This is a genomic window from Bacillus sp. FSL R9-9530 (assembly GCF_038008145.1).
In the GTDB taxonomy this organism is placed as follows: domain Bacteria; phylum Bacillota; class Bacilli; order Bacillales; family Bacillaceae_G; genus Bacillus_A; species Bacillus_A mycoides.
Genome location: NZ_JBBOYO010000001.1, coordinates 4,313,530 through 4,336,647, shown reverse-complemented (window position 1 = coordinate 4,336,647; position 23,118 = coordinate 4,313,530). Strand labels below are relative to the sequence as shown.

The window sequence follows — 23,118 nt, the reverse complement described above, 5'->3', positions numbered from 1 at the left end:
GAATGTGAGGTGGATGGAGCTTCTGACCTTGAGGTGCTCTTTGCCTCCTGGGAAGAAGCGAAGCCACCAAACATCCTAGCCACTGTAGCTGGATTCCACAAAAAGCGAAAGTGGCTCGCTCAGAATGTAAGGCGAAGCCACTCTTTTCTTACTTGCGCTTTTTCTTTTTCTTCTTGAATCCTGGTACATTTTCAAAGAATCCTTTTTTCTTCTTACCATTACTATTACTATTACTATTACCATCTTTTTTCCCTGGCTGACTAGCGGATGTGGATGCAGATGCTTTTCCTTGTCCTTTTCCTTGTCCACCACGATCAAACTTTCTTCCTGTGCCGCGTTCACCACCGCGCTCATTACTACGTTCGCTACGTCCACCGCGTTTCTTTCTGCCTGTTCTTGGCTGTTCAATCACAACTGGACGATCTTTGAACTTACGACGAGGTGTGCCTTTCATGCCAACGATTTCAAAGTCGATTGCACGCTCGTCTTTATTTACGTTAATAACACGAATTGTAATTTCGTCACCGATGCGGAATACGTTACCTGTACGTTCTCCGATCATCGCAAAATGTTTTTCGTCATAACGGTAGTAATCATCTGTTAAATAGCTAACGTGTACAAGACCTTCAATTGTATTTGGAAGCTCTACGAATAAACCGAAGTTTGTTACAGAGCTAATCATACCGTCATACTCTTCACCGATCTTATCGACCATATACTCTGCTTTTTTCATTTCGTCTGTTTCACGCTCTGCTTCAACAGCACGGCGTTCCATATTAGAAGAGTGCTCTGCAATCTCAGGTAAGTTTTCACGCCATTTCGCTTGCGTTTCGTTGTCTACTTTACCATTAATGATGTATTCACGAATCAATCTATGAACAATCGTATCTGGGTAACGACGAATTGGCGATGTGAAATGCGTGTAGAACTCAGTTGATAAACCAAAATGTCCTAAGCTGTTCGAGTCATAACGTGCTTGCTTCATAGAACGAAGCATAACTGTTGAAATGACTATTTCTTCCGGCTGACCTTGAACCATTTCAAGAATTTGCTGCAATGCACGAGGGTGTATTTCATTCGCACGTCCCTTTACTGCATATCCGAAGTTTGTTACAAACTCGAAGAAACGCTCAAGCTTATCTTCTTTCGGATCTTCATGGACACGGTACATAAACGGTACGTTCATCCAGTGGAAATGCTCCGCTACTGTTTCGTTCGCAACAAGCATAAACTCTTCAATTAACTTCTCTGATACAGAACGATCACGCATTACAACATCAGTCGGTTTTCCTTCTTCATCTACTAGTACTTTCGCTTCTTTAAAGTCAAAGTCAATCGCACCACGGCGCATACGTTTTTCACGTAAAATTTGTGCTAACTGCCCCATTTCTTTAAACATTGGTACTAGCGGCTCGTAACGTTCAATTAGTGCTTCGTCTTCATCTTCTAAAATGCTTCTTACGTCAGCATACGTCATACGCTCTGTCGTTTTAATTACACTTTGGAAAATCTCGTGTTTTACAACATCACCTAGATTGTTGATTTCCATTTCACAAGATAGTGTCAGACGGTCTACTTTCGGATTTAATGAACAAATACCGTTTGATAAACGATGCGGAATCATCGGAATTACACGGTCTACAAGATATACACTCGTCGCTCTCTCTGCTGCTTCAACATCAATTGGAGAACCTTCTTGAACGTAATGACTTACATCTGCAATATGAACGCCAAGCTTATAGTTACCGTTCTCAAGCTTCGTTACTGTAACAGCGTCATCTAAGTCTTTCGCATCCGCACCATCAATTGTAACAATCATTTGATCACGTAAATCACGACGATCTTTTATATCTTCTTCTGAAATCGTTTCTGGTACACTGTTTGCATGCTCCATCACTTCTTCAGGGAATGCTAAAGGTAAATGATGTTTATGAATGACAGATAAAATATCTACTCCTGGGTCATTTTTATGACCTAGAATTTGAATAACTTCACCTTCTGCACTTAAACGGTTCTCTGGGTAACCCGTAATTTTCACAACTACTTTATGGCCTTCTACAGCGCCCATAGATGCACTTTTCAAGATAAAAATGTCACTTGTCCAGCGTTTATTATCAGGTATAACAAATCCAAAGTTCTTTGACTCTGTATATGTACCAACTAATTCCTTCGTTCCACGCTCTAAAATACGAACAATCGCGCCTTCTTGGCGTGATCCACTTGATTGTGCGCTAACACGTGCTAATACTGTATCACCATGAAGTGCACCATTTAATTCTGTCGGCGGGATGAAAAGATCATCATCTCCTGTTTTCTTCTCTTCTGGAACGACGAACGCAAAACCACGTGCGTGCCCAATTAATTTACCGCGTACTAAATTCATTTTTTCTGGAAGACCGTAGCGGTTACTACGTGTGCGGATAACAAGCCCCTTCTCTTCCATCATTACAAGTGCCTTTACGAAATCTTTAAAGCCCTCAGAGCCTTCGATTCCAAATGCCGATTCTAATTCTTGTATCGTTAACGGTTTATACGCTTCTTCCCTCATAAATAATAACAACTTATCAATATGTTCTTGCATGATTTCTTCCAAGCAGAAATACCTCCTTTAAACCCTTATATTATTTAGTGTATCCGAAAGATGGGGGATGTATAAAGTGAAACTTTAATCATCTCCCAATGATTTTTTACAGCTTTCATAAAGTGTAACTTTAACCAATGGTTTTTTGTCCGTCCCCACTGATTATTAGCCCACAAATAGCGGGATAAAAATTCCCTTATGAAAAAAAGAGGCAACTAGACCTTACCAATCTAGTTGCTCCAAGAAGTTATATACATCCTCATGTAGCACATCACGTTCTTTATCAAGTGTAATGACATGCGTAGAGTCTTCATACCATTTAATGTCTTTTAACGTAGATTCTACACCGTTATAAATAATGTTAGCACTATCTGTATTAATCATCTCATCATGACGTGCTTGTACAACGAATGTTGGAGCATAAATCATATCAACATTATTGCGTACGTCACGAATCAACTCCTGTAATGCTTTTAATGTATTCATTGGTGTCTGTTTAAATTCAAACATTTCCTGCTCAATTCGTTCTGGTGATTTTTGCTCACGCTTTTTATATTCGCGGGCATATGCCAATATACCTTGGTACATAATTTCTTCACTTTTAATGTACATCGGTGCACACATTGGTACAACACCTAAAATCGGTAATGTATAAGCAAGTTTTAATGAGAATACTCCGCCTAATGATAATCCAACCGCAGCTATTTTCTCGTAACCTTGATCTTTTAAATGCTGGTAGGCATTCATTACATCTTTCCACCAGTCTTCAGGGCCTGTATGAACAAGCTCTTCTGGTGGTACACCGTGTCCTTTATAAATTGGCGCATGACAAGTATAGCCTTTCTTCTCTAAGAAACGCCCTAGCATGCGTACGTCAGCTGAGTTCCCTGTGAATCCATGTAATAATAAAACAGCGCGGTCTCCACCTTCAAATGTAAATGGTTTTGGAGATGCTAATTTCATCATGTACTTCTCCTCTTTCTCTTCTGTAATCTAGTCGTATTCTTTCTATTCTTAGTGTACCATATTTATAATTCTATAATCTAATTAGAAACTTTTTTTGAATAACAAATCAAAAAAAGAAGAACCATTAGCATAATCCGCTAACGCTTCTTCTTTTAATTTTATAAATTTAAGTACGTAACACCAATTGTTAGTACGAAGAATAGTACAGCTAAGACAACTGTAACACGGTTTAATACCGCTTCAATTCCACGTGCTTTTTGCTTACCAAACAATTGCTCTGCACCACCTGAAATAGCGCCTGAAAGGCCTGAGCTATTACTAGACTGCATAAGTACCATAACAATCATTAAAATCGATACAATAATAAGTAAAACTGATAATAACGTATGCACTTGGCGTACCTCCTACAAAGATTCAGTTATTTTAAATGTAGCATAAATCCTATAGAAAAGCGAGAGCTATAGAATCGCTCTCGCTTTTCTTCTATTACATGAACATCATTGCGAATAACGGTCCAAGCAAACATGTCAAAATTGCTGTTAATGTCATTGTTACCGATCCAATAACACCTTCATGCTCATTATTTTTCATCGCTCTCATAACACCCATAATATGAGACGCACATCCAAAGCCAATCCCTTTACCAACTGAGTTTGTAACACGGCTCCATTTTAATAAAATTGGTCCTGAAATCGTTCCAGTAATCCCTGCGATAACGACGAATGCTGCTGTTAAGGACGGGACACCACCAACTTGTTCAGATACACTCATCGCAACTGGCATTGTCACTGATTTTGGTAAAGAAGATAAAATTAAGCTTTTATCTGTTCCCATAAGTGTGGCGATAGCAAAATCACTTGCAATAGCAACTGTTGTACCTACTAATACACCACCAGCAATTGGTACAACATATTTTTGCAGAACATGACGTTGTTTATAAAGCGGGATTGCAAATGCTACAACACCTGGTCCTAGTAGCTTCGCAATCCAGCCACCACCACTTTCCATATAATTTTGATATGGTATATCAAGCATTATAAATAAGAAAGCCATTAATCCTGTTGCAACAAGCATTGGAATGGTAAATGGTGTTGGAAATAATTTGTAGATTTTTTTAGATAATTGATATAATAGCACCGTAAAAAGAACCCAACCGATTCCGATTAATATTTGGCTCATTGTGTCTCTTTTTCCTTTCTATTCGCAAGATATTGTCCTGTATGTCCTGCGACAATAATAATTAAAAACGTACTCGCTACAACTGTAATGAAAAGGGAAATTCCTTTACTCATAAAAAAAGCACCGTAATTCATTAAGCCAAGCGTTGGCGGAATTAATAAAAACGGCATAATAGCAACGAGTGTTTCTGCTCCTAAATCAAACCATTTCACTGGAAGTACTTTTAGGCTAAGCAAAACAAGTAGGAGGAACATCCCAATCAAACTTCCTGGAATCGGAAGATTCAACATTTCTTGCACCCAATTTCCAACCATATAAAATACATAAAGAGCAGCAATTTGGACAAGAATCTTTGTAAGTTTCATGTTCATCATCCCTCATGTTTATACGATCTTCTGTTAATATCCTTATCATAGTATAAATTGTAAAAACCTGCAATTTATCAAATCAACAACGAAAACCCACTATATTATACGCTTACACCCTTGATATGACTGCGTTTCCTAATGTAATTTACGTCAAAAACCTTGACCTAATATATAAAGTTTATATTTTCTGATTTTTGATGGTTATTATTTTAATAAAACAAAATCCTTCACTCCATTTTTATTCTGCCTTCTCTCTAGCACACATATATATATAAAGATAGGTGGTGAACGCATGTCTAAAAAAATTCTCATTTTTTGTGATCCTGGAATCGACGATGCGATAGCCCTCCTCCTCGCATTCTTTATCGATGAAATTGAAATTGTTGGGATTGTCGCTGATTACGGCAATGTTCCAAAAGAAATGGCCGTACAAAATGCTCATTTTCTTAAACAAAAATCAAGAAATAGAGATATGAAAATATTTGGTGGTTCAGACCGTCCTCTCAATGGAGGTCCACCCGCTTTTTTTACTAATATTCACGGTAAAGAAGGGTTAGGGCCAATCATCCCAAATGAAAAGTTACAAAACGGGGAAATGGAGAATTTTTTTGAAGTTATCCCTCTTATCGAGCAGTATAAAGACGAACTAATCATTGTAAGTTTAGGGCGACTCACTTCCCTAGCTGCTTTATTTATTTTATGTAAAAACTTAATGCAGCAAATTAAATCTTATTATGTAATGGGTGGTTCCTTTCTGCACCCAGGTAATGTAACTCCCGTATCAGAAGCGAATTTTTATGGCGATCCAATCGCGGCTAACATTGTATTACAATCTGCATCCAACATGTACATATACCCGTTAAATGTAACTCAGTATTCCATCGTTACACCTGATATGGCTGAATATATTGAGGCGAAAGGAAAGGCTTCTCTCGTCAAACCTCTATTCGATCATTACTACTATGGATATTACGAAAAAATTTTACCACAATTAAAAGGCTGCCCTTTTCATGACACGATACCGATATTAGCTTTACTTGATAATTCTATGTTTACCTACTACAAATCACCAATTACCGTCATGACCGAATCTTACGCTCAAGGAGCAAGCATCGGTGATTTCCGCTCTTTAGTAGGATCAAGCCCATTCACCAATCGGCCCTCGCAGCAAATTGCTATCGATTTTGATTATAATCTCTTCTTTAAATACTTCATGTCACTTATGACAGACGAACAATTTTAGCAAAAAAAAACAGACCGTGATTTCTCACGGTCTGTCGTTATTTTCTACAATTATCGTTTGATGTTGTAGAAAGATTTGATACCATCGTAAACAGCGATTTCGCCTAGTTCGTCTTCGATGCGTAGTAATTGGTTGTACTTAGCAATACGGTCAGTACGGCTCATAGAACCAGTTTTGATTTGGCCAGCGTTAGTTGCAACTGCGATGTCAGCGATTGTAGCATCTTCAGTTTCACCAGAACGGTGAGATACAACTGCTGTGTAACCAGCACGTTTAGCCATTTCGATAGCTTCGAAAGTCTCAGTTAAAGTACCGATTTGGTTAACTTTAATTAAGATTGAGTTAGAGATACCTTTTTCGATACCTTCAGCAAGTTTTTGCGTGTTAGTTACGAATAAGTCGTCACCAACTAATTGTACTTTATCACCGATACGCTCAGTTAATAATTTGTGACCATCCCAGTCGTTTTCGTCTAAACCATCTTCAATAGAGATGATTGGGAAGTCTTTGCAAAGCTCTTCGTAGAAATCAACCATTTCTGCAGAAGTTAAGCCAGTACGGCCTTCGCCTGCAAGGTCATATTTACCAGTTTCTTTGTTGTAGAACTCAGAAGAAGCAACGTCCATTCCTAAGAATACGTTCTCGCCAGCTTTGTAACCAGCTTTTTCGATAGCTTCGATGATTACTTCTAATGCTTCACGGTTAGAACCAAGGTTTGGAGCGAATCCACCTTCGTCACCTACTGCAGTGTTAAGACCTTTGTCATGTAATACAGCTTTAAGTGCATGGAATACTTCAGCACCCATACGGATTGATTCTTTGAATGTTGGAGCACCAACTGGTAAGATCATGAACTCTTGGAAGTCAACGTTGTTATCAGCGTGAGAACCACCGTTGATGATGTTCATCATTGGAGTTGGTAATTGTTTTGCATTGAATCCACCAAGGTAACGGTATAATGGAAGACCTACGAAGTCAGCTGCTGCGTGAGCTACTGCCATAGATACACCAAGGATAGCGTTAGCGCCTAGTTTACCTTTGTTTGGAGTGCCATCTAATTCGATCATAGCACGGTCGATACCAGCTTGGTCAGTTACGTCGAAACCAACGATTTCTGGAGCGATTGCTTCGTTAACGTTGTTTACTGCGTTAAGAACACCTTTACCAAGGTAACGAGATTTGTCACCGTCACGTAATTCTACTGCTTCGTGCTCACCAGTAGATGCACCACTTGGTACGATAGCGCGTCCGAATGCGCCGCTTTCTGTGTAAACTTCTACTTCTACAGTTGGGTTACCACGAGAGTCAAGGACTTCGCGAGCATAAACATCAATAATTGTTGACATAATAAATTCTCTCCTTTTTATATAAGCAAATTATTTAATAATTGTTTTACCTGTCATTTCTTTCGGTTGTTCCACATTTAAAAGTGTAAGCATTGTTGGGGCGATATCTCCTAAAATACCACCTTCACGAAGCTCTACATCATTTTTTGTAACGATGAAAGGAACCGGGTTAGTTGTATGAGCTGTCATTGGTCCACCTTCAGCAGTTAACTCCTGATCGGCATTACCATGGTCAGCAGTAATAAGTGCTACACCATCTTTTGCAAGAATCGCTTCTACAACTTTTCCTAAACATTCGTCAGTTGCTTCTACTGCTTTAATTGTTGGTTCCATCATCCCAGAATGGCCAACCATATCACAGTTTGCAAAGTTAAGAATGATAACATCATGTTTATCATTTTCGATGTCATTTACTAAAGCGTCCGTTACTTCATAAATGCTCATTTCAGGTTTCAAGTCATACGTTGCAACCTTCGGTGAGTTAATTAAAATACGCTCTTCTCCTGGGAATTCAGCCTCACGACCACCGCTAAAGAAGAATGTAACGTGCGGATACTTTTCAGTTTCCGCGATGCGAAGTTGCTTTAATCCCGCTTGCGCAACAACTTCACCTAATGTGTTATCAAGGTTCATTGGCTTGAATGCCACGTAACCATCTACAGTTTCACTGAAATGTGTCATACAAACGAATTCAGGAATGTGAGGTACTTTTTCACCACGATCGAACTCACGGAAGTCTTCGTTTGTAAATACACGAGCAATTTGAATTGCACGGTCTGGACGGAAGTTATAGAAGATAACTGCATCATCATTATTGATTGTTGCAACTGGCGTGTCATCTTCGTTAACAATTACAGACGGCAATACGAATTCATCATGAATACCATTTGCATAAGAGTCTTCTACACACTCTTCTGCTGATTTATAAGTAGGGCCTTCACCATTCACCATAGCACGGTAACATTTTTCTACGCGATCCCAGCGCTTGTCACGGTCCATGGAGTAATAACGACCAGAGATAGTCGCGAATTGTCCTACTCCTGTTTCTTTAATTACTTCATTTGTTGCATCGATATAACCTTTTGCTGTTTGTGGTCCAACATCGCGGCCATCTAAGAATGCATGGATATATACTTTCTCCACGCCTTCTTTTGCTGCTAAGCGAAGAAGAGCAAACATATGGTTCATGTGACTGTGCACACCACCATCAGAAAGTAAACCGAATAAATGAAGAGCAGTACCTTTTTCTTTCACGCTTTTAATTGCATTTTGGAAAGTTTCGTTCTGATCGAACTCACCTTCACGAATTGCAACGTTTACGCGTGTTAAGCTTTGATATACGATGCGGCCAGCACCGATATTTAAGTGACCAACCTCTGAGTTACCCATTTGACCTGCTGGAAGACCTACTTCCTCACCAGAAGCTGTAAGCGTTGTGTGAGGGAATTTGTTCCAGTAACCATCAAAATTAGGTTTCTTAGCTTGTGCTACAGCATTCCCGTAAGTTTCTTCACGTAGTCCGAAACCATCAAGAATGATTAAAGCTGTTGGCTTTCTCATTTTACCGCCCCCAGAAGACCTAAGAACGAAGCAGGCTCTAAGCTAGCACCGCCAACTAAAGCGCCGTCGATGTCAGATTGTGCCATATACTCTTTAATGTTTTCTGGTTTTACGCTACCGCCGTATTGAATACGAACAGCTTCTGCAGCTTCTGGAGAAACAGCTTCTGCAACAACTTTACGGATGTGCGCACATACTTCATTTGCATCTGCAGAAGAAGAAGATTTACCTGTACCGATAGCCCAGATTGGCTCATAAGCGATAACAGTTACTTTAACTTGCTCTTCTGTTAAACCTGCAAGTGCTTTTGTTACTTGACCTGCTACTAGATCAAATGTTTTTCCGCTTTCGCGCTCTTCTAAAGTCTCACCACAACATACGATTGGTGTTAAACCATGTTCAAATGCTGCAAGAGTCTTTTTATTTACTGACTCGTCTGTTTCAGCAAACATTTCACGACGCTCAGAGTGGCCAAGTACTACATAGCCTACTTTTAAGTCGCTAAGTGCTACTGGGCTAATTTCGCCAGTGAATGCACCATTTTTTTCGAAGTGCATGTTTTGTGCACCTACTTGTAAGTCAGTTCCTTCAGCCTTTGCTACTAAGCGCTCTAAGAATAGAGCTGGCGAACAAACTACTGCATCAACAGCTGAAGCTGCTGGGATTTGACCTTTAACTTCCTCTACGAAGCTAACTGCTTCAGATAGAGTTTTATTCATTTTCCAGTTACCTGCGATAATTGGTTTACGCATGCTTTGCACCGTCCTTTTTCTTTGGCTGCTACTTATTTGTCGTTAAGACAAACTACACCTGGAAGCTCTTTACCTTCCATGAATTCTAATGACGCACCGCCGCCAGTAGAAATGTGGCTCATTTTATCAGCCATACCGAATTTTTCAACAGCTGCTGCAGAGTCACCACCGCCGATAACAGAGTATGTATCTTCTGCATCTGCTAATGCTTGTCCTACTGCTTTTGTACCTTCTGCGAATGGAGTCATTTCGAATACACCCATTGGTCCATTCCATACAACAAGCTTAGAATTTTTAATTACATCTGCATAAATTTCACGTGTTTTAGGACCGATGTCCACGCCTTCCCAAGTAGAAGGGATAGAGTCGATACCTACGATTTGAGTTGTTGCAGTTTCAGAGAATTCCTCTGTGATTACAACATCAACTGGCATGTAGAAGTTTACGCCTTTTTCTTTTGCAAGTTGCATAAATTCTTTAGCTAGTTCGATCTTGTCGTTTTCACATAGAGATAGACCAATTTCATGACCTAAAGCTTTAACAAATGTGTAAGCAAGTCCGCCACCGATGATTAAGTTATCTACTTTGTCTAATAGATGACGAATTACACCGATTTTATCTTTTACTTTCGCACCACCGATGATAGCTGTGAATGGACGTTCTGGGTTAGAAAGTGCTTTACCTAATACATCTAACTCTTTTTCCATTAATAAACCAGATACTGCTGGTAGGTAGTCTGCGATTCCTGCTGTAGAAGCGTGAGCACGGTGAGCTGCACCGAATGCATCGTTTACGAAGATATCAGCAAGAGCTGCAAATTCTTTCGCAAGTTCTGCATCGTTCTTTTCTTCGCCCGCATAGAAACGTACGTTTTCAAGAACTAATACGTCGCCTTCGTTCATTGCTGCAACCATTTCTTGTGCAACTGGTCCGAATGCTTCGTCCGCTTTTTTAACATCTTTACCAAGAAGCTCGCCTAAACGTGCTGCTACTGGAGTAAGACGTAATTCTTCTACTGCTTGACCTTTTGGACGGCCTAAATGACTTGCTAAAATTACTTTCGCACCTTGCTCTATTAAATATTGAATTGTAGGAAGAGCTGCACGGATACGAGTTTCATCTGTAATTTTGCCTTCTTTCATAGGTACGTTGAAATCAACGCGGCAAAATACACGCTTACCTTTTAAATCTACGTCACGAATTGATTTTTTGTTCATTGGATTTCCCTCCGACTACTAGTTAGGATTGACAAAACCCATTCAAAAGCTTAACACATTTGCTTCTAAAACGAAAGAAGAGAGAGAGGGAACAAACCCTCTCCCTCGTTTTGTCATTGATTGCTTATATACTTAAGAATTAAAGACCTTTAGAAGTCATGTATGCAGCTAGGTCTACTACGCGGTTAGAGTAACCAGTTTCGTTATCGTACCAAGAAAGTACTTTAACCATGTTACCTTCCATTACCATTGTAGATAATGCATCGATTGTAGAAGAAGCTGTACATCCGTTATAGTCGATAGATACTAATGGCTCTTCGCTGTATCCAAGGATACCTTTTAATTCGCCTTCAGAAGCTGCTTTGAATGCTGCGTTTACATCTTCAACTGTTACTTCTTTGTCAAGTTCAACAACTAAGTCAACAAGAGAAACGTTAGCAGTTGGAACACGTACAGCGCCGCCGTTTAATTTACCTTTAAGTTCTGGTAATACTAATGCTACAGCTTTAGCAGCACCAGTAGATGTTGGGATCATGTTTTCAGCTGCTGCACGAGCACGACGTAAATCTTTATGTGGTAAGTCTAAGATTTGTTGGTCGTTAGTGTAAGAGTGAATTGTTGTCATCATTCCGCGTTTTACGCCGAATTTTTCGTTTAATACTTTAGCGAATGGAGCTAGACAGTTTGTAGTACAAGAAGCATTAGATACTACGTTGTGGTTAGCTGCATCGTATTGTTCGTGGTTAACACCCATAACTACAGTGATATCTTCGTCAGAAGCTGGAGCTGAGATGATAACTTTCTTAACTGATCCACCTAAGTGTTTCTCAGCGTCTGATTTTTTAGTGAAACGGCCAGTAGATTCTACTACTACTTCTACTCCGTAGTCGCTCCATGGTAATTGAGCTGGGTCACGCTCAGCGATAACTTTAATTTCTTTACCGTTAACAACGATGCTGTTTTCGTTAGCAGATACTTCTGCATTTAAAGTTCCGTGAACTGTATCATATTTTAAAAGGTGAGCTAATGTTTTAGCATCTGTTAAGTCGTTGATTGCTACTACTTCTACCTCAGAGTTGTTAAGAGCTGCGCGGAATACGTTACGTCCGATACGTCCAAATCCATTAATACCAATTTTAGTCATTTAAATTTCCTCCTTGGGGGATTATATTAAAGGGTAATACCCTTTGTTAATTGTTTTGCTGCACCTTCATCTGTAATTAGAATTGAAGTGTGCCCTTGCTTTATTACAGCCTGTATTGCTTTTGCTTTTGAAGAACCTCCAGCGACTGCGACAACGTGAGATACATGTTGTAAATCTTCAAGTTGCATACCAACTGTTCTTACTTTATGAACAACATTTCCTTGTTCATTAAAGTAGTAACCGAAAGCTTCGCCAACTGCTTCGCTTGCCTGAATCTTTAACCAATCTGCTTCTGAAGTATTTCTGCGACGTGCCATTGTTAACGCATCACCAATTCCATGAATGACGATATTGGAAGATCGAATCAACTCAAGAACTTCTTTCACGGAGGGCTCTGTTACAATAGACGCATATGCTTCGCTACTAACGTGATCTGGAACATACAATAAGCGATAATTACTCATCGTATTTTGTGCCATTTTGGCGCAAATGGTATTGGCTTCTAACTCGACACCTTCTCCAATTCCACCACGTGCTGGGACAAATAGCATATGTAAATCTTTGCAATCAAGTTGCATCATGTCCGCAGCAGCAGCTAGCGTACTTCCTCCAGCCACAGCAACGATATTATTCACTGTCAGACGGTCTTTTATACAAGTCACACAAGCACGGCCCATCTCCAGTTTGACCCAAGGTGATTCATCACTATCACCAGGGACAACGAAAACTTCATCCAAGTCTAATGTTTCCTTAAGTTGTTTTTCTAAAACCTTTAACCCGGAAATTTCTTTCATAAAGTCTTCCAAAGCAAGAACTAAAGCTGTTCCTTCTTCTGTCAAAGTCATTCCAGAAGAAGCGACGTGAACTAAGTTTTGTTCTTTCAAAACTTGAACTTCACTTCGCAATACTCGTTCTGTCATACCGAGACTTGCAGATAAGTTTCTTCTTCCAATCGGCTGCATAAGCCTAATGTACTGAAGCACTTGCATTCTCGTTTGCATAACAGGTAGCAGATCAGGTAATAATTTTTTTGTGTTCTGAATCCATGAGCGCATATCTTTTCTCCTCACTGCATCGGTTCATTTCCCTTCGTGGTCACTTTATGTCCCGTAGTGACATTTTGCGTCCCACTTAGGTTAAAAAAATAATCCCTGCTACGTGTATTATTGTAACAGGAGACAGAAACTTATTCAACTCTTAACTGCATTCTTTATATAGTTTATTATGACACCTTTGTGAATGTTACCATATTCCACTTGTCTTCCGCCTATTTCTACAACAGGAATCATTAGATGGTATTTCTCTAAAAGGTCATTATCTTCATATATATCTATTTCCTCAATTTGAAAAGAATATTCATATTGTACTTCTTTTAAAACTTGTTTCGCCTTCACGCAAAGACCACAATCTTTTTTTGTATATAGTACAACCTTCATCTTCTTCACCTATCCAATTGTTTTTCTTAGAGACGAAGCAGGAATATGCATTTGTTCTCTATACTTCGCAACCGTTCTTCGAGAAATAACTATTTCATGCTCTTCTTCTAATAATTTTGAAATCTTTTGATCCGAAAGTGGCTTTTTCTTATTTTCTGCTCCAACAAGCGTTTGAATGAATTGTTTCACACGCTTTGTAGAAACCGCCTCATCTTCCGTCGTAGAAATAGAATTACTAAAGAACGATTTCATCTCAAATAAACCGTGCGGCGTTTGCACATATTTATTACGCGTTGCACGACTAATTGTAGACTCATGCACACCTAACTCTTCCGCCACCTCTTTTAAAGCAAGTGGTTTTAAATACTCTGGACCTCCCCAGAAGAAATCATGCTGTTTTTCCATAATAATATTCATCACTTGTAAGAGTGTTTGTTTTCTCTGTTTCAAACTGCGCATAATCCATTGCACATGCTGATACTTCTCCGATACGTAAGAAGCCACTTCACTTTCACTATTATTTAGTAACGCACTATACTCAGAGTGAATTTCAATTCTTGGCATATTTCTCTCATTCATCTGTAAAACGAGATGATCGCCATCTTTTTTTACCGCCATATCAGGCACAATATAAAGTGGTTTATCAGAAGAAAATGCAAGACCTGGTTTCGGCTGCAATGATGTAATACAGTTCACCGCATCCTGTAATTCCTCGTTGGTACACTTCAACACTTGAACGAGCTTTCGCCAATCTTTCTTAACGAAATAATTAAAATGATCATCTATAATTTCTTCCGCTAACCCATTTCTTCTTTGTAAGCGCTTCAATTGGATTGATAGACATTCCTGAATATTACGCGCACCTACCCCTGCTGGCTCTAACGATTGAACAAGCTCCACGGAACAGTCCACTACATCAATTGGCGCAGAAAGAAGCTCTGATAACTCTTCATTTGTTTCTTGTAAATAGCCATTTCCATCCATGTTCATAATAATGAAAGAAGCTGCTTTTCGCTCTTCTTCATCTATTTTATAATACTGTAGTTGATTTAATAAATGTTGCTGAATCGTTGTAGAATCCACACTGTAGATTTCCATTTGATTCTCGACTTGTTTGCGGGTACTTTTACTTGTGTTAGAGCTCTTTTTCTTCTCCCTCTCAAAACCACCTAACTCAATAAGGGGATTCTCTAACGATTGCTCATACAAAAACTCCGATAATTCTTGTACATTATACTGGAGCATTGTAATCGCTTGCCTTAACTCTTGTGTCATTGCCAAACGTAAGCTTTGTTCTTGTAAAAGACTTGCCTTCAAACTAATCTCCCCCTTGTTTCTATTGTACAATAAGTTTGGTAAAAGGAGAATCCTCACGCAGACACCCATTCCAAAATATTATTAATTTATATGTATTAATGAGATTTAGATCTTACAACCGAAATTTGAATAATATTGAAAGAAAATAATAGCGCAATAAAAATTATTACCACATACTAATAGTAAATCTTATAACCAGATATAACAAGAGAGAAATAAAAAAAGGTCCTAACTTACAAATGTAAGTTAGGACCTTTTGACGCGCCCAGAGGGATTCGAACCCCCGGCAGACGTGGTACCGGAAACCACCGCTCTATCCGACTGAGCTATGGGCGCATGAGATTATGATAATATCAACGGTTTGCTTCCGTCTTCTTCCGATTTGTTCTTACCGAAAGTTAAACGTAGGATACGAACACCAACACGTAGACGTTCGCTTCTTTACATATGGATATTATATCCTGACGCTAACCTAATACGCAAGCATAAAAACCTCTTCTACACTAGCTTTAGCGCGCAGTTTTCCTTCTTTCGTTCCCCCTTAATCTACTTAAATCGAAATAGAACGCATATAGGCTCATAACTTCATCATATTAAATCTAATCGTCTAGAATTACATCTCTCGGCATCGCACTTTTCGCATATAGTCTATAAAAAAAAGACAGGCGAAGTGATGCCCGCCCATCTCCGCACTATTTTATATATTTTGATCGCAGGCTAAATATATCTTCCCCTTCACGAATGCCTGCCGATCCCTTCCTCACATTTTTTACGACAGTCCAATTCGGGTTAGTTTCATCACCTATGTTCTGTACTGTAAAGTTGCCGTCACCATATTCTCGGTGACCTTCTGCCAATTTCTCCGTTAAATCATTCTCTTTTGATCTCACCATCTTTGCGCCATCTCCCTTTTTATACAACCCTCTTAAACTGTCCAACCGATCACACGTCCAGTCAATTGGAGATCCTCGTTTTCCGCTTCGATTAATTTTAACACACTGTCGGGGGTAAGTTCCGATAACGGCTGCCCAATCGCATTAGAAACGTTATTTTCTTTGATAGTAGAAACTCGGCGAGGATTGGGTAAAAGACAATTCGCTGGGCTGCGTCAGGACTTCGCGAGAGATCAACCCCCTGATTCAAAAATCACAAATACTATCTCTAAGGGACTCCTGCGACGGCTCAGCGGGGTGGCTTGGAGCGTTCGGAAAATTTTCGTTTGGGTTGGCTTGTGGTGAATAGCGTATTCATTTTGATGAATGACGAATACAACATAAATGACTTTTTTTACTTTCGACTTTCTCTTCTAAACGTTGATTTAAAAGAATTCGCAAGACTTTCGATGAACAAAACAATTCGTAAATGTTTTATGTATTAAAAGAAACGTTGATTTAATAACGTTCTTCTTTCGTGAATGACTTCGATTGAACGAATAAGATAATGAAGATATTATTTTTTTAAAACTGAACACATCCTTTTTTTACTATACAAGAAAATTTTATTTTAAATTGAAAATAACTACAAGAATAGAAATATATATATTTTATTGATGTGTTTTTTGTGAATAACCAGAAATTTAACCTCATGTAATTTTCAGTTACTTTTTAATCTTCAACAGGTAACATACCTACATCATGAATTACATATCATCCTCTTCCATCTTATAAAGCGCCACTATAACAAAGAATTCATTGGCGCTTGAATCAAAGCTTCAACTTCAAAGCCTAAATTTTCCAATCATAAATTCACCCAAACCCACAAATTATAATCTTTGAATTGATATTCCAAAGGGGGCTTCATTCAATGACTGTAATTACAAAACTAAAGCAAACTGTTTCTGGATTAAAAAGTGCACAAGCTAGCTTAGAGGGATTCGCTCTTGATACGGATAACCAACAAGCAAAGCAACTTTTCCAAACAGCTGCGCAGCAAACACAAACAATTATTGATTCTTTAAACCCACGTGTTGAAGAAGTCCAGCAAGAAGAACCACAATACACACAGCAATAACCAAAGGTGCCATTGTATCTAATGGTGCACAATTTGAGAAAAAGGGTGATATGCAATCATCCTTTTTTCTCAAATTACATAATGCAATAGAAATGGAATGATTATAATGCGAAAACTCGGAATCATAACCGCGTTATTTATGCTCCTATTCGGTTCACTTACCGGATGTGATAATAGCCCGTTAGATAAAAAAGTAAAGAAAGAAGAAGCTAAACGAACGAAAGAAGACAAGGGCCCTAAATTAACAAAAATGAGTACAGAATCCTTTAATCAATCTATATCGCAAGAAGCTAAGAAAAAAGCTCTCACTATAGAGGGAATTACAGAAGCCACCGCAGTTAATACAAATTTAGATCTTTACATAGCCATTAAACCTGAACATCACGAAAGATTTGGTTTAAAGCCTTTAAGAAGTAAATTAAAAAAGAAGCTAAGTGATGAAAACCCTACTTTCGATATTCGTGTAAGTACAGACAAAAAGATCTTTATGCTCATAGAAGAACTTGAAAACAAAATTAAGAAAAAGAAAGTGAGTAAGGATGGCATTAAAGAACAGTTAAAACTCATTCAATCAGAAATGGGATCTAATATTTAAGCTTTCTAAAAGAGAAGGAAGGATTCAAATGTCTAGTAAAGATAAAAATTTAACACCTGTACAACAAGAATATAAAAAATTCGAACAACAGCGCGAACCGAAGCGCCCCGTTTTAAAAAATTGTATAAAGGCTTTTTTCGTCGGGGGATTAATTTGTCTAATAGGCCAACTGATTTCCACCTTTTATATTACGTACTTTGATTTCACTGAAAGATCTGCCGGGAACCCTACCGTTGCAACTCTTATTTTTATCTCCATGCTACTGACGGGATTTGGCGTCTACGATCGCCTCGGACAATTTGCTGGTGCTGGTACCGCAGTTCCCGTTACTGGATTTGGTAACTCTGTTATTGCCGCGTGTATTGAACACCGTACAGAAGGATTCGTTCTCGGCGTTGGTGGTAACATGTTTAAACTAGCAGGATCGGTCATCTTATTTGGCGTATTTTCAGCTTTTGTCATCGCTCTTATTAAAACGATTCTCTTTCAATGGGGAGGGCTGTAAATGTTACAAGGACACCGAACATGGGTATTCGAAAACAAACCAGTTATCATCTCAACAGGTGTAGTCGGTGGCCCATTTGAGGCAAATGGAAAAATCCCTGAAGACTTCGATACCCTGCATGAAGATTTATGGCTCGGACAAGATTCTTACGAAAAGGCGCATAAAATTTTATTTGAAGAAGCTTGTAGCCGCGCTACCGAAAAGGCAAAGCTCCGTAAAGACGATATTCAATTCGTACTCGCAGGGGATTTAATTAACCAAATAACTCCAACGAGCTTTGCATGCCGCACACTCGGAACACCTTATCTCGGTTTATTCGGCGCCTGTTCTACCTCTATGGAAGGCTTAGCACTCGGCGCAAGTATCGTAAATGCAAAAGGTGCAAAGTATTTATTAACTGGGGCATCAAGTCATAACGCTGCGGTAGAAAAACAATTCCGCTATCCAACTGAATATGGTGGTCAAAAACCTCCTACGGCTCAGTGGACAGTGACCGGTGCAGGCGCGGCTATTTTAAGCGACACTGGATATGGTCCACAAGTAACATCGGCCACCATTGGACGGGTTATTGATATGGGACTAACAGATCCTTTTAATATGGGTGGTGCGATGGCCCCAGCCGCTGTCGATACGATTGAAGCTCATTTACGCGAACGACAAATTGACGCCTCTTATTACGACTTAATCGTAACAGGTGACCTTGGACATGTCGGTCGCGAAATCGCTTACGACCTACTACATAAACATGGAACAAAGGTAAAGAGCGAGCAATTTCAAGATTGCGGAATCATCATTTATAGAGAAGGTCAACCTGTCATAGCTGGTGGAAGTGGTCCGGGCTGTTCAGCAACAGTCGTATACGGACATTTATTAAACCGAATGAAAAGAGGAGAATTCAAGAAAATACTTGTCGTTGCGACAGGCGCTTTACTATCTCCACTTACATTCCAACAAGAAGAAACGATTCCGTGTATCGCTCACGCTGTTTCGATTGAATTTGGAGGTGCAACGCAATGATTTTTTTCTGGGCTTTCGTCATTGGTGGACTCATATGCGTAATCGGACAGCTTATGTTTGATGTCGGCAAACTAACCCCCGCTCATACGATGGCAACACTCGTTGTTGCTGGAGCTATATTAGATGGATTCAATCTGTATGAACCATTAATCGACTTTGCAGGCGCTGGGGCAACTGTACCTATTACAAGTTTCGGTAATGCCCTCGTTCATGGCGCGATGGAGGAAGCAGCCAAACATGGCATCGTCGGCGTTATTACCGGCATGTTTAAAGTAACGAGTGCTGGTGTATCAGCTGCCATTATTTTCGGCTTCATTGGAGCATTGCTATTCAAACCGAAAGGATAAGGTGTTCGTATGACAGTTATCGCTAGCGTTAAAACCTGCCTTGCCAGTGTAAGGGGCGCTCAAGCAAGTTTAAGCTCCCTTTCACTAAATTCACAGGACGCGGAATCAAAACGTGTATTTCATGAATGTATGTTAGAAATGGACAGCATCATCACCGATTTACAGAATAGAGTTTCAGTATTAGAACGTGAAGAACCTCAATATAAAGGGTTTTAAGTAGACTGGAGGAAATGACTATGTCTCACCTGCCGGAATGGACACTTGTCATTCTTCGCTCTGTATTCATATTAATTATTTTATTCGCTATTACGAAATGGTTAGGAAAAAGACAAATCTCTCAGCTCTCCTTTTTTGAATACATAGCCGGAATGACAATCGGTGACATCGCTGCCCAAGTATCTACAGGGCTTGATTCAAAATTTTTCCACGGCGTCTTTGCGATACTCATTTTCGCTGTGGTACCTTTTTTCACTGGAATCCTCTCTTTAAAGAACAAAACAGCTCGAGATTTTTTTGAAGGAAAATCTACCGTATTAATAAAAGATGGCAAAATACTTGAAGATAATTTAAAGAAAGAAAAATATACAAGTGATGAATTACTTGAGCTTCTCAGAGGAAAAAATGCATTCAGCGTAGCTGATGTTGAATTTGCTGTACTAGAACCGAGCGGTGAATTAAATGTATTATTAAAGAAAGATCGCCAACCACTTACAGCAAAAGATATCAGCTTAAAAGTGCCAAACGAAAAAGAACCGCAAACTGTTATTATGGATGGAAATGTACTAGATGAACCTCTTTCTGCTAGCGGACATAATCGCGCTTGGTTACATTCTGAGCTAGAAAAACTCGGTGTTGTCATTGAAAATGTCTTTCTTGGTCAAGTTGATTCATACGGACAACTTACTATCGACATCTATAATGATAAACTCCAAATGCCTTCTCCTCAAAACAAGCCTTTACTATTGGCTTCCTTAAAGAAATGCAATGCTGATCTTGAATTATTCTCTTTAGAAACGAAATCAAAATCAGCGAGTGATATGTATAGTAAAAACGCAAAACAAATCGAGAAAATCTTAAATAAAGTAACCTATCTGTTAAAAGAATAAAAAATGAAAGAACGCTTCTATACAAAAGGCGTTCTTTTGCCTTTCCCACACCATTAATCACGTTTAAATTTATGTAATTCGGTTATGATGTTGAAGATACATAAGCAGGGAATTTTAAAAACATAGCGAATAAATCATGATACAACTACATATTTTTTGATTTAAAGTGGTTTCGTTTGACCTTCATTGACCATAATTGTATTATAAGACTAAGAAAGCTTTTAAAGGAGGAAATAACAGATGAATTTAATTCCTACAGTAATTGAACAAACAAATCGTGGAGAACGCGCTTACGATATTTACTCTCGACTATTAAAAGATCGCATCATTATGCTTGGTAGTGCAATTGATGACAACGTAGCAAACTCAATCGTTTCCCAGCTTTTATTCTTGGAATCTCAAGATCCAGAAAAAGATATTCACATTTACATCAACAGCCCTGGTGGTTCTATCACAGCTGGTATGGCAATTTACGATACAATGCAGTTTATTAAACCACAAGTATCAACAATCTGTATCGGTATGGCTGCATCTATGGGTGCATTCTTACTTGCAGCAGGTGAAAAAGGAAAACGTTACGCACTTCCAAACAGTGAAGTTATGATTCACCAACCACTTGGCGGAGCACAAGGTCAAGCGACTGAAATCGAAATCGCTGCAAAACGTATCCTATTCTTACGTGAAAAATTAAACCAAATTCTTGCTGACCGCACAGGTCAACCACTTGAAGTTCTACAACGCGACACAGACCGCGACAACTTCATGACAGCAGAAAGAGCTCTAGAATACGGCTTAATCGATAAGATCTTTACAAATCGTTAAGACACTTAAAAGCGGAAGTGGCTCGTTCAGAATCGCAGGGCGTTGGAGCTTTTACATCCGAGGCGCTTTTTGCCTCGAATGTAAAAGCGAAACGACCGGAGATTCTAGCCACTGGAGCTGGATAGAATTAAAAGCGGAGGCGGCTCGTTCAGAATGAGAGGGGGATGGAGCTTCTGACAAAGAGGTGCTTTTTACCTCGACGGAAGAAGCGAAGCCACCGACCATTCTAGCCGCTGGAGCTGGATACATCTAAAAGCGGAAGCGCCCTATTACAGGGCGCTTTTTTATTATGTACAAGGGTACCACGCACCCCACAAACAGAAAAACAAAAAAAGCTATCGCACATTCGCGATAACCCTTTATTGTACATATGCAGTTAATGCTTCCAAAGCCTCTTCTGCATCTGAACCTTCTGTTGTGATTGTAATCATGCTACCAGTTCCGATTGCTAAGCTCATAATCCCCATTATGCTCTTTGCATTCACTGTCTTTCCATCTTTCTCGATGAAGATATCCGCATGAAAGCGATTTGCCTCTTGTACAAACAACGCAGCCGGACGTGCTTGTAAGCCGTTTTTTAGTGCCACTTTAACCAGTTTTTGAACCACAGCTCCATTTCCCCTTTAACCTTTTATTTTTTTGCTACTGTTTCCCCCGCGCGTAATTTCTCTGCAATTTCATCGATTTTACGCAAACGATGATTAATACCCGATTTACTAATTTTCCCCCCGGATACCATCTCACCTAACTCTTTCAATGTTACATCTTGATAATCTCTTCGTAACTGTGCAATTTCTCTTAATTTATCTGGCAAAATATCAAGCCCAACCGTCTCATCAATATAGCGGATGTTCTCAATTTGCCTTAGCGCTGCACCAATTGTTTTATTTAAATTAGCTGTTTCGCAGTTAACTAAACGATTTACTGAATTACGCATATCGCGAACAATTCGAATATCTTCAAATCTTAAAAGTGCATTATGAGCACCTATAATATTTAAAAACTCTGTAATTTTTTCCGCTTCTTTCAAATACGTAATGTACCCTTTTCTTCTTTCCAACGTCTTACTATTTAAATCAAATCCGTTCATCAGTTCACATATAGAATCATTATGTTCCTTATATAACGAAAAGATCTCTAAATGATAAGATGATGTTTCTGGGTTATTTACTGAACCACCTGCTAAAAATGCACCGCGTAAATACGATCGTTTACAACATTTCTTCTCGATTAATTCCTGCGATATATTTCGAATAAACGAAAAGTCATCTCGAACAATGTGAAGATCTGCTAATATTTCACGAGACTTCTCAACAAGCCGCACGATATATACATTATTTTTCTTCAATCGCATTTTTTTACGAACAAGTAATTCTACCGTCACATCATATCCTTTTTTCAAAAGCGTATAAATCCTTCTTGCAATTGCTGCATTTTCCGTTTGAATATCGATAGATAGGCGACGGTTTGAAAAAGAAAGCGATCCGTTCATTCGAAGCAACGCCGATAATTCTGATTTCTCGCAGCATTCCTTCATTTCAAGGTTGGTCAACTCTTTCTTTGTTTCTGATGCAAATGACACAGTCAACACCTCCTTATACTATTAC

25 protein-coding genes and 1 tRNA gene are annotated in these 23,118 nt (G+C 39.1%); 9 read left to right on the top strand and 17 right to left on the bottom strand.

Annotation, left to right across the window (positions count from 1 at the left end):
- Positions 1-148 precede the first annotated feature (148 nt).
- The 5 genes from rnr to MKX66_RS21710 all read right to left on the bottom strand — a co-directional run bounded on the left by rnr (position 149) and on the right by MKX66_RS21710 (position 5,100).
- On the bottom strand, positions 149-2,581 hold the full coding sequence (gene rnr, locus MKX66_RS21730) for a ribonuclease R (RefSeq protein WP_445662215.1): 2,433 nt from the start codon (positions 2,579-2,581) through the stop codon (positions 149-151).
- Positions 2,582-2,803: 222 nt separating this feature from the next.
- Complete coding sequence (locus tag MKX66_RS21725; RefSeq protein WP_162836430.1) at positions 2,804-3,544, bottom strand: alpha/beta hydrolase; 741 nt, start codon at positions 3,542-3,544, stop codon at positions 2,804-2,806.
- 161 nt (positions 3,545-3,705) lie between these two features.
- Positions 3,706-3,939 carry a preprotein translocase subunit SecG gene (gene secG, locus MKX66_RS21720; protein ID WP_002016062.1) on the bottom strand — a complete coding sequence of 78 codons (234 nt, stop codon included), beginning with the start codon at positions 3,937-3,939 and terminating at the stop codon, positions 3,706-3,708.
- Positions 3,940-4,033: 94 nt separating this feature from the next.
- The gene (locus MKX66_RS21715) at positions 4,034-4,726 is read right to left on the bottom strand and encodes an LrgB family protein (protein WP_002129877.1); all 693 of its coding nucleotides are present in this window, start codon (positions 4,724-4,726) and stop codon (positions 4,034-4,036) included.
- On the bottom strand, positions 4,723-5,100 hold the full coding sequence (locus tag MKX66_RS21710) for a CidA/LrgA family holin-like protein (RefSeq protein WP_002016064.1): 378 nt from the start codon (positions 5,098-5,100) through the stop codon (positions 4,723-4,725). The genes MKX66_RS21715 and MKX66_RS21710 overlap by 4 nt, the downstream gene beginning before the upstream one ends.
- A 286-nt stretch (positions 5,101-5,386) precedes the next feature.
- On the opposite strand from MKX66_RS21710, the gene MKX66_RS21705 reads away from it, so the two are divergent.
- Positions 5,387-6,337, top strand: coding sequence for a nucleoside hydrolase (locus MKX66_RS21705; protein WP_063218051.1), 951 nt, complete (start codon positions 5,387-5,389; stop codon positions 6,335-6,337).
- Positions 6,338-6,387: 50 nt separating this feature from the next.
- Here the strand turns inward: MKX66_RS21705 and eno are convergent, their stop codons facing one another.
- From eno to MKX66_RS21655, 10 genes are all read right to left on the bottom strand, one after another.
- The gene (gene eno / locus MKX66_RS21700; RefSeq protein ID WP_000103948.1) at positions 6,388-7,683 is read right to left on the bottom strand and encodes a phosphopyruvate hydratase; all 1,296 of its coding nucleotides are present in this window, start codon (positions 7,681-7,683) and stop codon (positions 6,388-6,390) included.
- A 30-nt stretch (positions 7,684-7,713) separates the two neighbouring features.
- A complete protein-coding gene (gpmI, locus tag MKX66_RS21695; RefSeq protein ID WP_002129880.1) occupies positions 7,714-9,243 on the bottom strand; it encodes a 2,3-bisphosphoglycerate-independent phosphoglycerate mutase in 1,530 nt (509 codons plus the stop codon).
- Positions 9,240-9,995, bottom strand: a complete 756-nt coding sequence (gene tpiA, locus MKX66_RS21690) for a triose-phosphate isomerase (protein WP_002016069.1) — start codon at positions 9,993-9,995, stop codon at positions 9,240-9,242. The genes gpmI and tpiA overlap by 4 nt, the downstream gene beginning before the upstream one ends.
- Positions 9,996-10,027: 32 nt before the next feature.
- The gene (locus MKX66_RS21685) at positions 10,028-11,212 is read right to left on the bottom strand and encodes a phosphoglycerate kinase (protein WP_002016070.1); all 1,185 of its coding nucleotides are present in this window, start codon (positions 11,210-11,212) and stop codon (positions 10,028-10,030) included.
- Between the two features lie 139 nt (positions 11,213-11,351).
- A complete protein-coding gene (gene gap / locus MKX66_RS21680) occupies positions 11,352-12,356 on the bottom strand; it encodes a type I glyceraldehyde-3-phosphate dehydrogenase (protein ID WP_002016071.1) in 1,005 nt (334 codons plus the stop codon).
- A 26-nt stretch (positions 12,357-12,382) separates the two neighbouring features.
- On the bottom strand, positions 12,383-13,411 hold the full coding sequence (cggR, locus tag MKX66_RS21675) for a gapA transcriptional regulator CggR (protein ID WP_061673724.1): 1,029 nt from the start codon (positions 13,409-13,411) through the stop codon (positions 12,383-12,385).
- A 135-nt stretch (positions 13,412-13,546) separates the two neighbouring features.
- The gene (locus tag MKX66_RS21670; RefSeq protein WP_002143722.1) at positions 13,547-13,792 is read right to left on the bottom strand and encodes a glutaredoxin family protein; all 246 of its coding nucleotides are present in this window, start codon (positions 13,790-13,792) and stop codon (positions 13,547-13,549) included.
- Between the two features lie 9 nt (positions 13,793-13,801).
- Entirely contained in the window at positions 13,802-15,109 is a 1,308-nt protein-coding gene (rpoN, locus tag MKX66_RS21665; RefSeq protein ID WP_002016074.1) for an RNA polymerase factor sigma-54, read from the bottom strand.
- Positions 15,110-15,369: 260 nt separating this feature from the next.
- Positions 15,370-15,445: transfer RNA gene (locus tag MKX66_RS21660), tRNA-Arg, on the bottom strand.
- A gap of 356 nt (positions 15,446-15,801) precedes the next feature.
- Positions 15,802-16,002 carry a hypothetical protein gene (locus tag MKX66_RS21655; protein ID WP_002129884.1) on the bottom strand — a complete coding sequence of 67 codons (201 nt, stop codon included), beginning with the start codon at positions 16,000-16,002 and terminating at the stop codon, positions 15,802-15,804.
- 910 nt (positions 16,003-16,912) lie between these two features.
- Here MKX66_RS21655 and MKX66_RS21650 point away from each other — a divergent pair.
- The 8 genes from MKX66_RS21650 to clpP all read left to right on the top strand — a co-directional run bounded on the left by MKX66_RS21650 (position 16,913) and on the right by clpP (position 21,511).
- Entirely contained in the window at positions 16,913-17,119 is a 207-nt protein-coding gene (locus MKX66_RS21650) for a DUF1657 domain-containing protein (RefSeq protein WP_000216167.1), read from the top strand.
- 106 nt (positions 17,120-17,225) lie between these two features.
- Positions 17,226-17,714, top strand: coding sequence for a YhcN/YlaJ family sporulation lipoprotein (locus MKX66_RS21645; protein ID WP_326996748.1), 489 nt, complete (start codon positions 17,226-17,228; stop codon positions 17,712-17,714).
- 28 nt (positions 17,715-17,742) lie between these two features.
- Complete coding sequence (gene spoVAC, locus MKX66_RS21640; protein WP_002034730.1) at positions 17,743-18,219, top strand: stage V sporulation protein AC; 477 nt, start codon at positions 17,743-17,745, stop codon at positions 18,217-18,219.
- Positions 18,220-19,236, top strand: coding sequence for a stage V sporulation protein AD (spoVAD, locus tag MKX66_RS21635; RefSeq protein ID WP_000938981.1), 1,017 nt, complete (start codon positions 18,220-18,222; stop codon positions 19,234-19,236).
- The gene (spoVAE, locus tag MKX66_RS21630; RefSeq protein WP_000575919.1) at positions 19,233-19,583 is read left to right on the top strand and encodes a stage V sporulation protein AE; all 351 of its coding nucleotides are present in this window, start codon (positions 19,233-19,235) and stop codon (positions 19,581-19,583) included. The genes spoVAD and spoVAE overlap by 4 nt, the downstream gene beginning before the upstream one ends.
- Before the next feature lie 9 nt (positions 19,584-19,592).
- A complete protein-coding gene (locus tag MKX66_RS21625; RefSeq protein WP_002034728.1) occupies positions 19,593-19,799 on the top strand; it encodes a DUF1657 domain-containing protein in 207 nt (68 codons plus the stop codon).
- Positions 19,800-19,819: 20 nt separating this feature from the next.
- The gene (locus MKX66_RS21620; RefSeq protein WP_002016080.1) at positions 19,820-20,689 is read left to right on the top strand and encodes a DUF421 domain-containing protein; all 870 of its coding nucleotides are present in this window, start codon (positions 19,820-19,822) and stop codon (positions 20,687-20,689) included.
- Positions 20,690-20,929: 240 nt separating this feature from the next.
- A complete protein-coding gene (clpP, locus tag MKX66_RS21615; RefSeq protein ID WP_001049163.1) occupies positions 20,930-21,511 on the top strand; it encodes an ATP-dependent Clp endopeptidase proteolytic subunit ClpP in 582 nt (193 codons plus the stop codon).
- 359 nt (positions 21,512-21,870) lie between these two features.
- Here the strand turns inward: clpP and MKX66_RS21610 are convergent, their stop codons facing one another.
- Together MKX66_RS21610 and whiA are read right to left on the bottom strand one after the other, a co-directional pair.
- Complete coding sequence (locus tag MKX66_RS21610) at positions 21,871-22,119, bottom strand: HPr family phosphocarrier protein (protein WP_002016081.1); 249 nt, start codon at positions 22,117-22,119, stop codon at positions 21,871-21,873.
- A gap of 23 nt (positions 22,120-22,142) precedes the next feature.
- Positions 22,143-23,093 carry a DNA-binding protein WhiA gene (gene whiA / locus MKX66_RS21605; protein WP_002016082.1) on the bottom strand — a complete coding sequence of 317 codons (951 nt, stop codon included), beginning with the start codon at positions 23,091-23,093 and terminating at the stop codon, positions 22,143-22,145.
- Positions 23,094-23,118 lie beyond the last annotated feature (25 nt).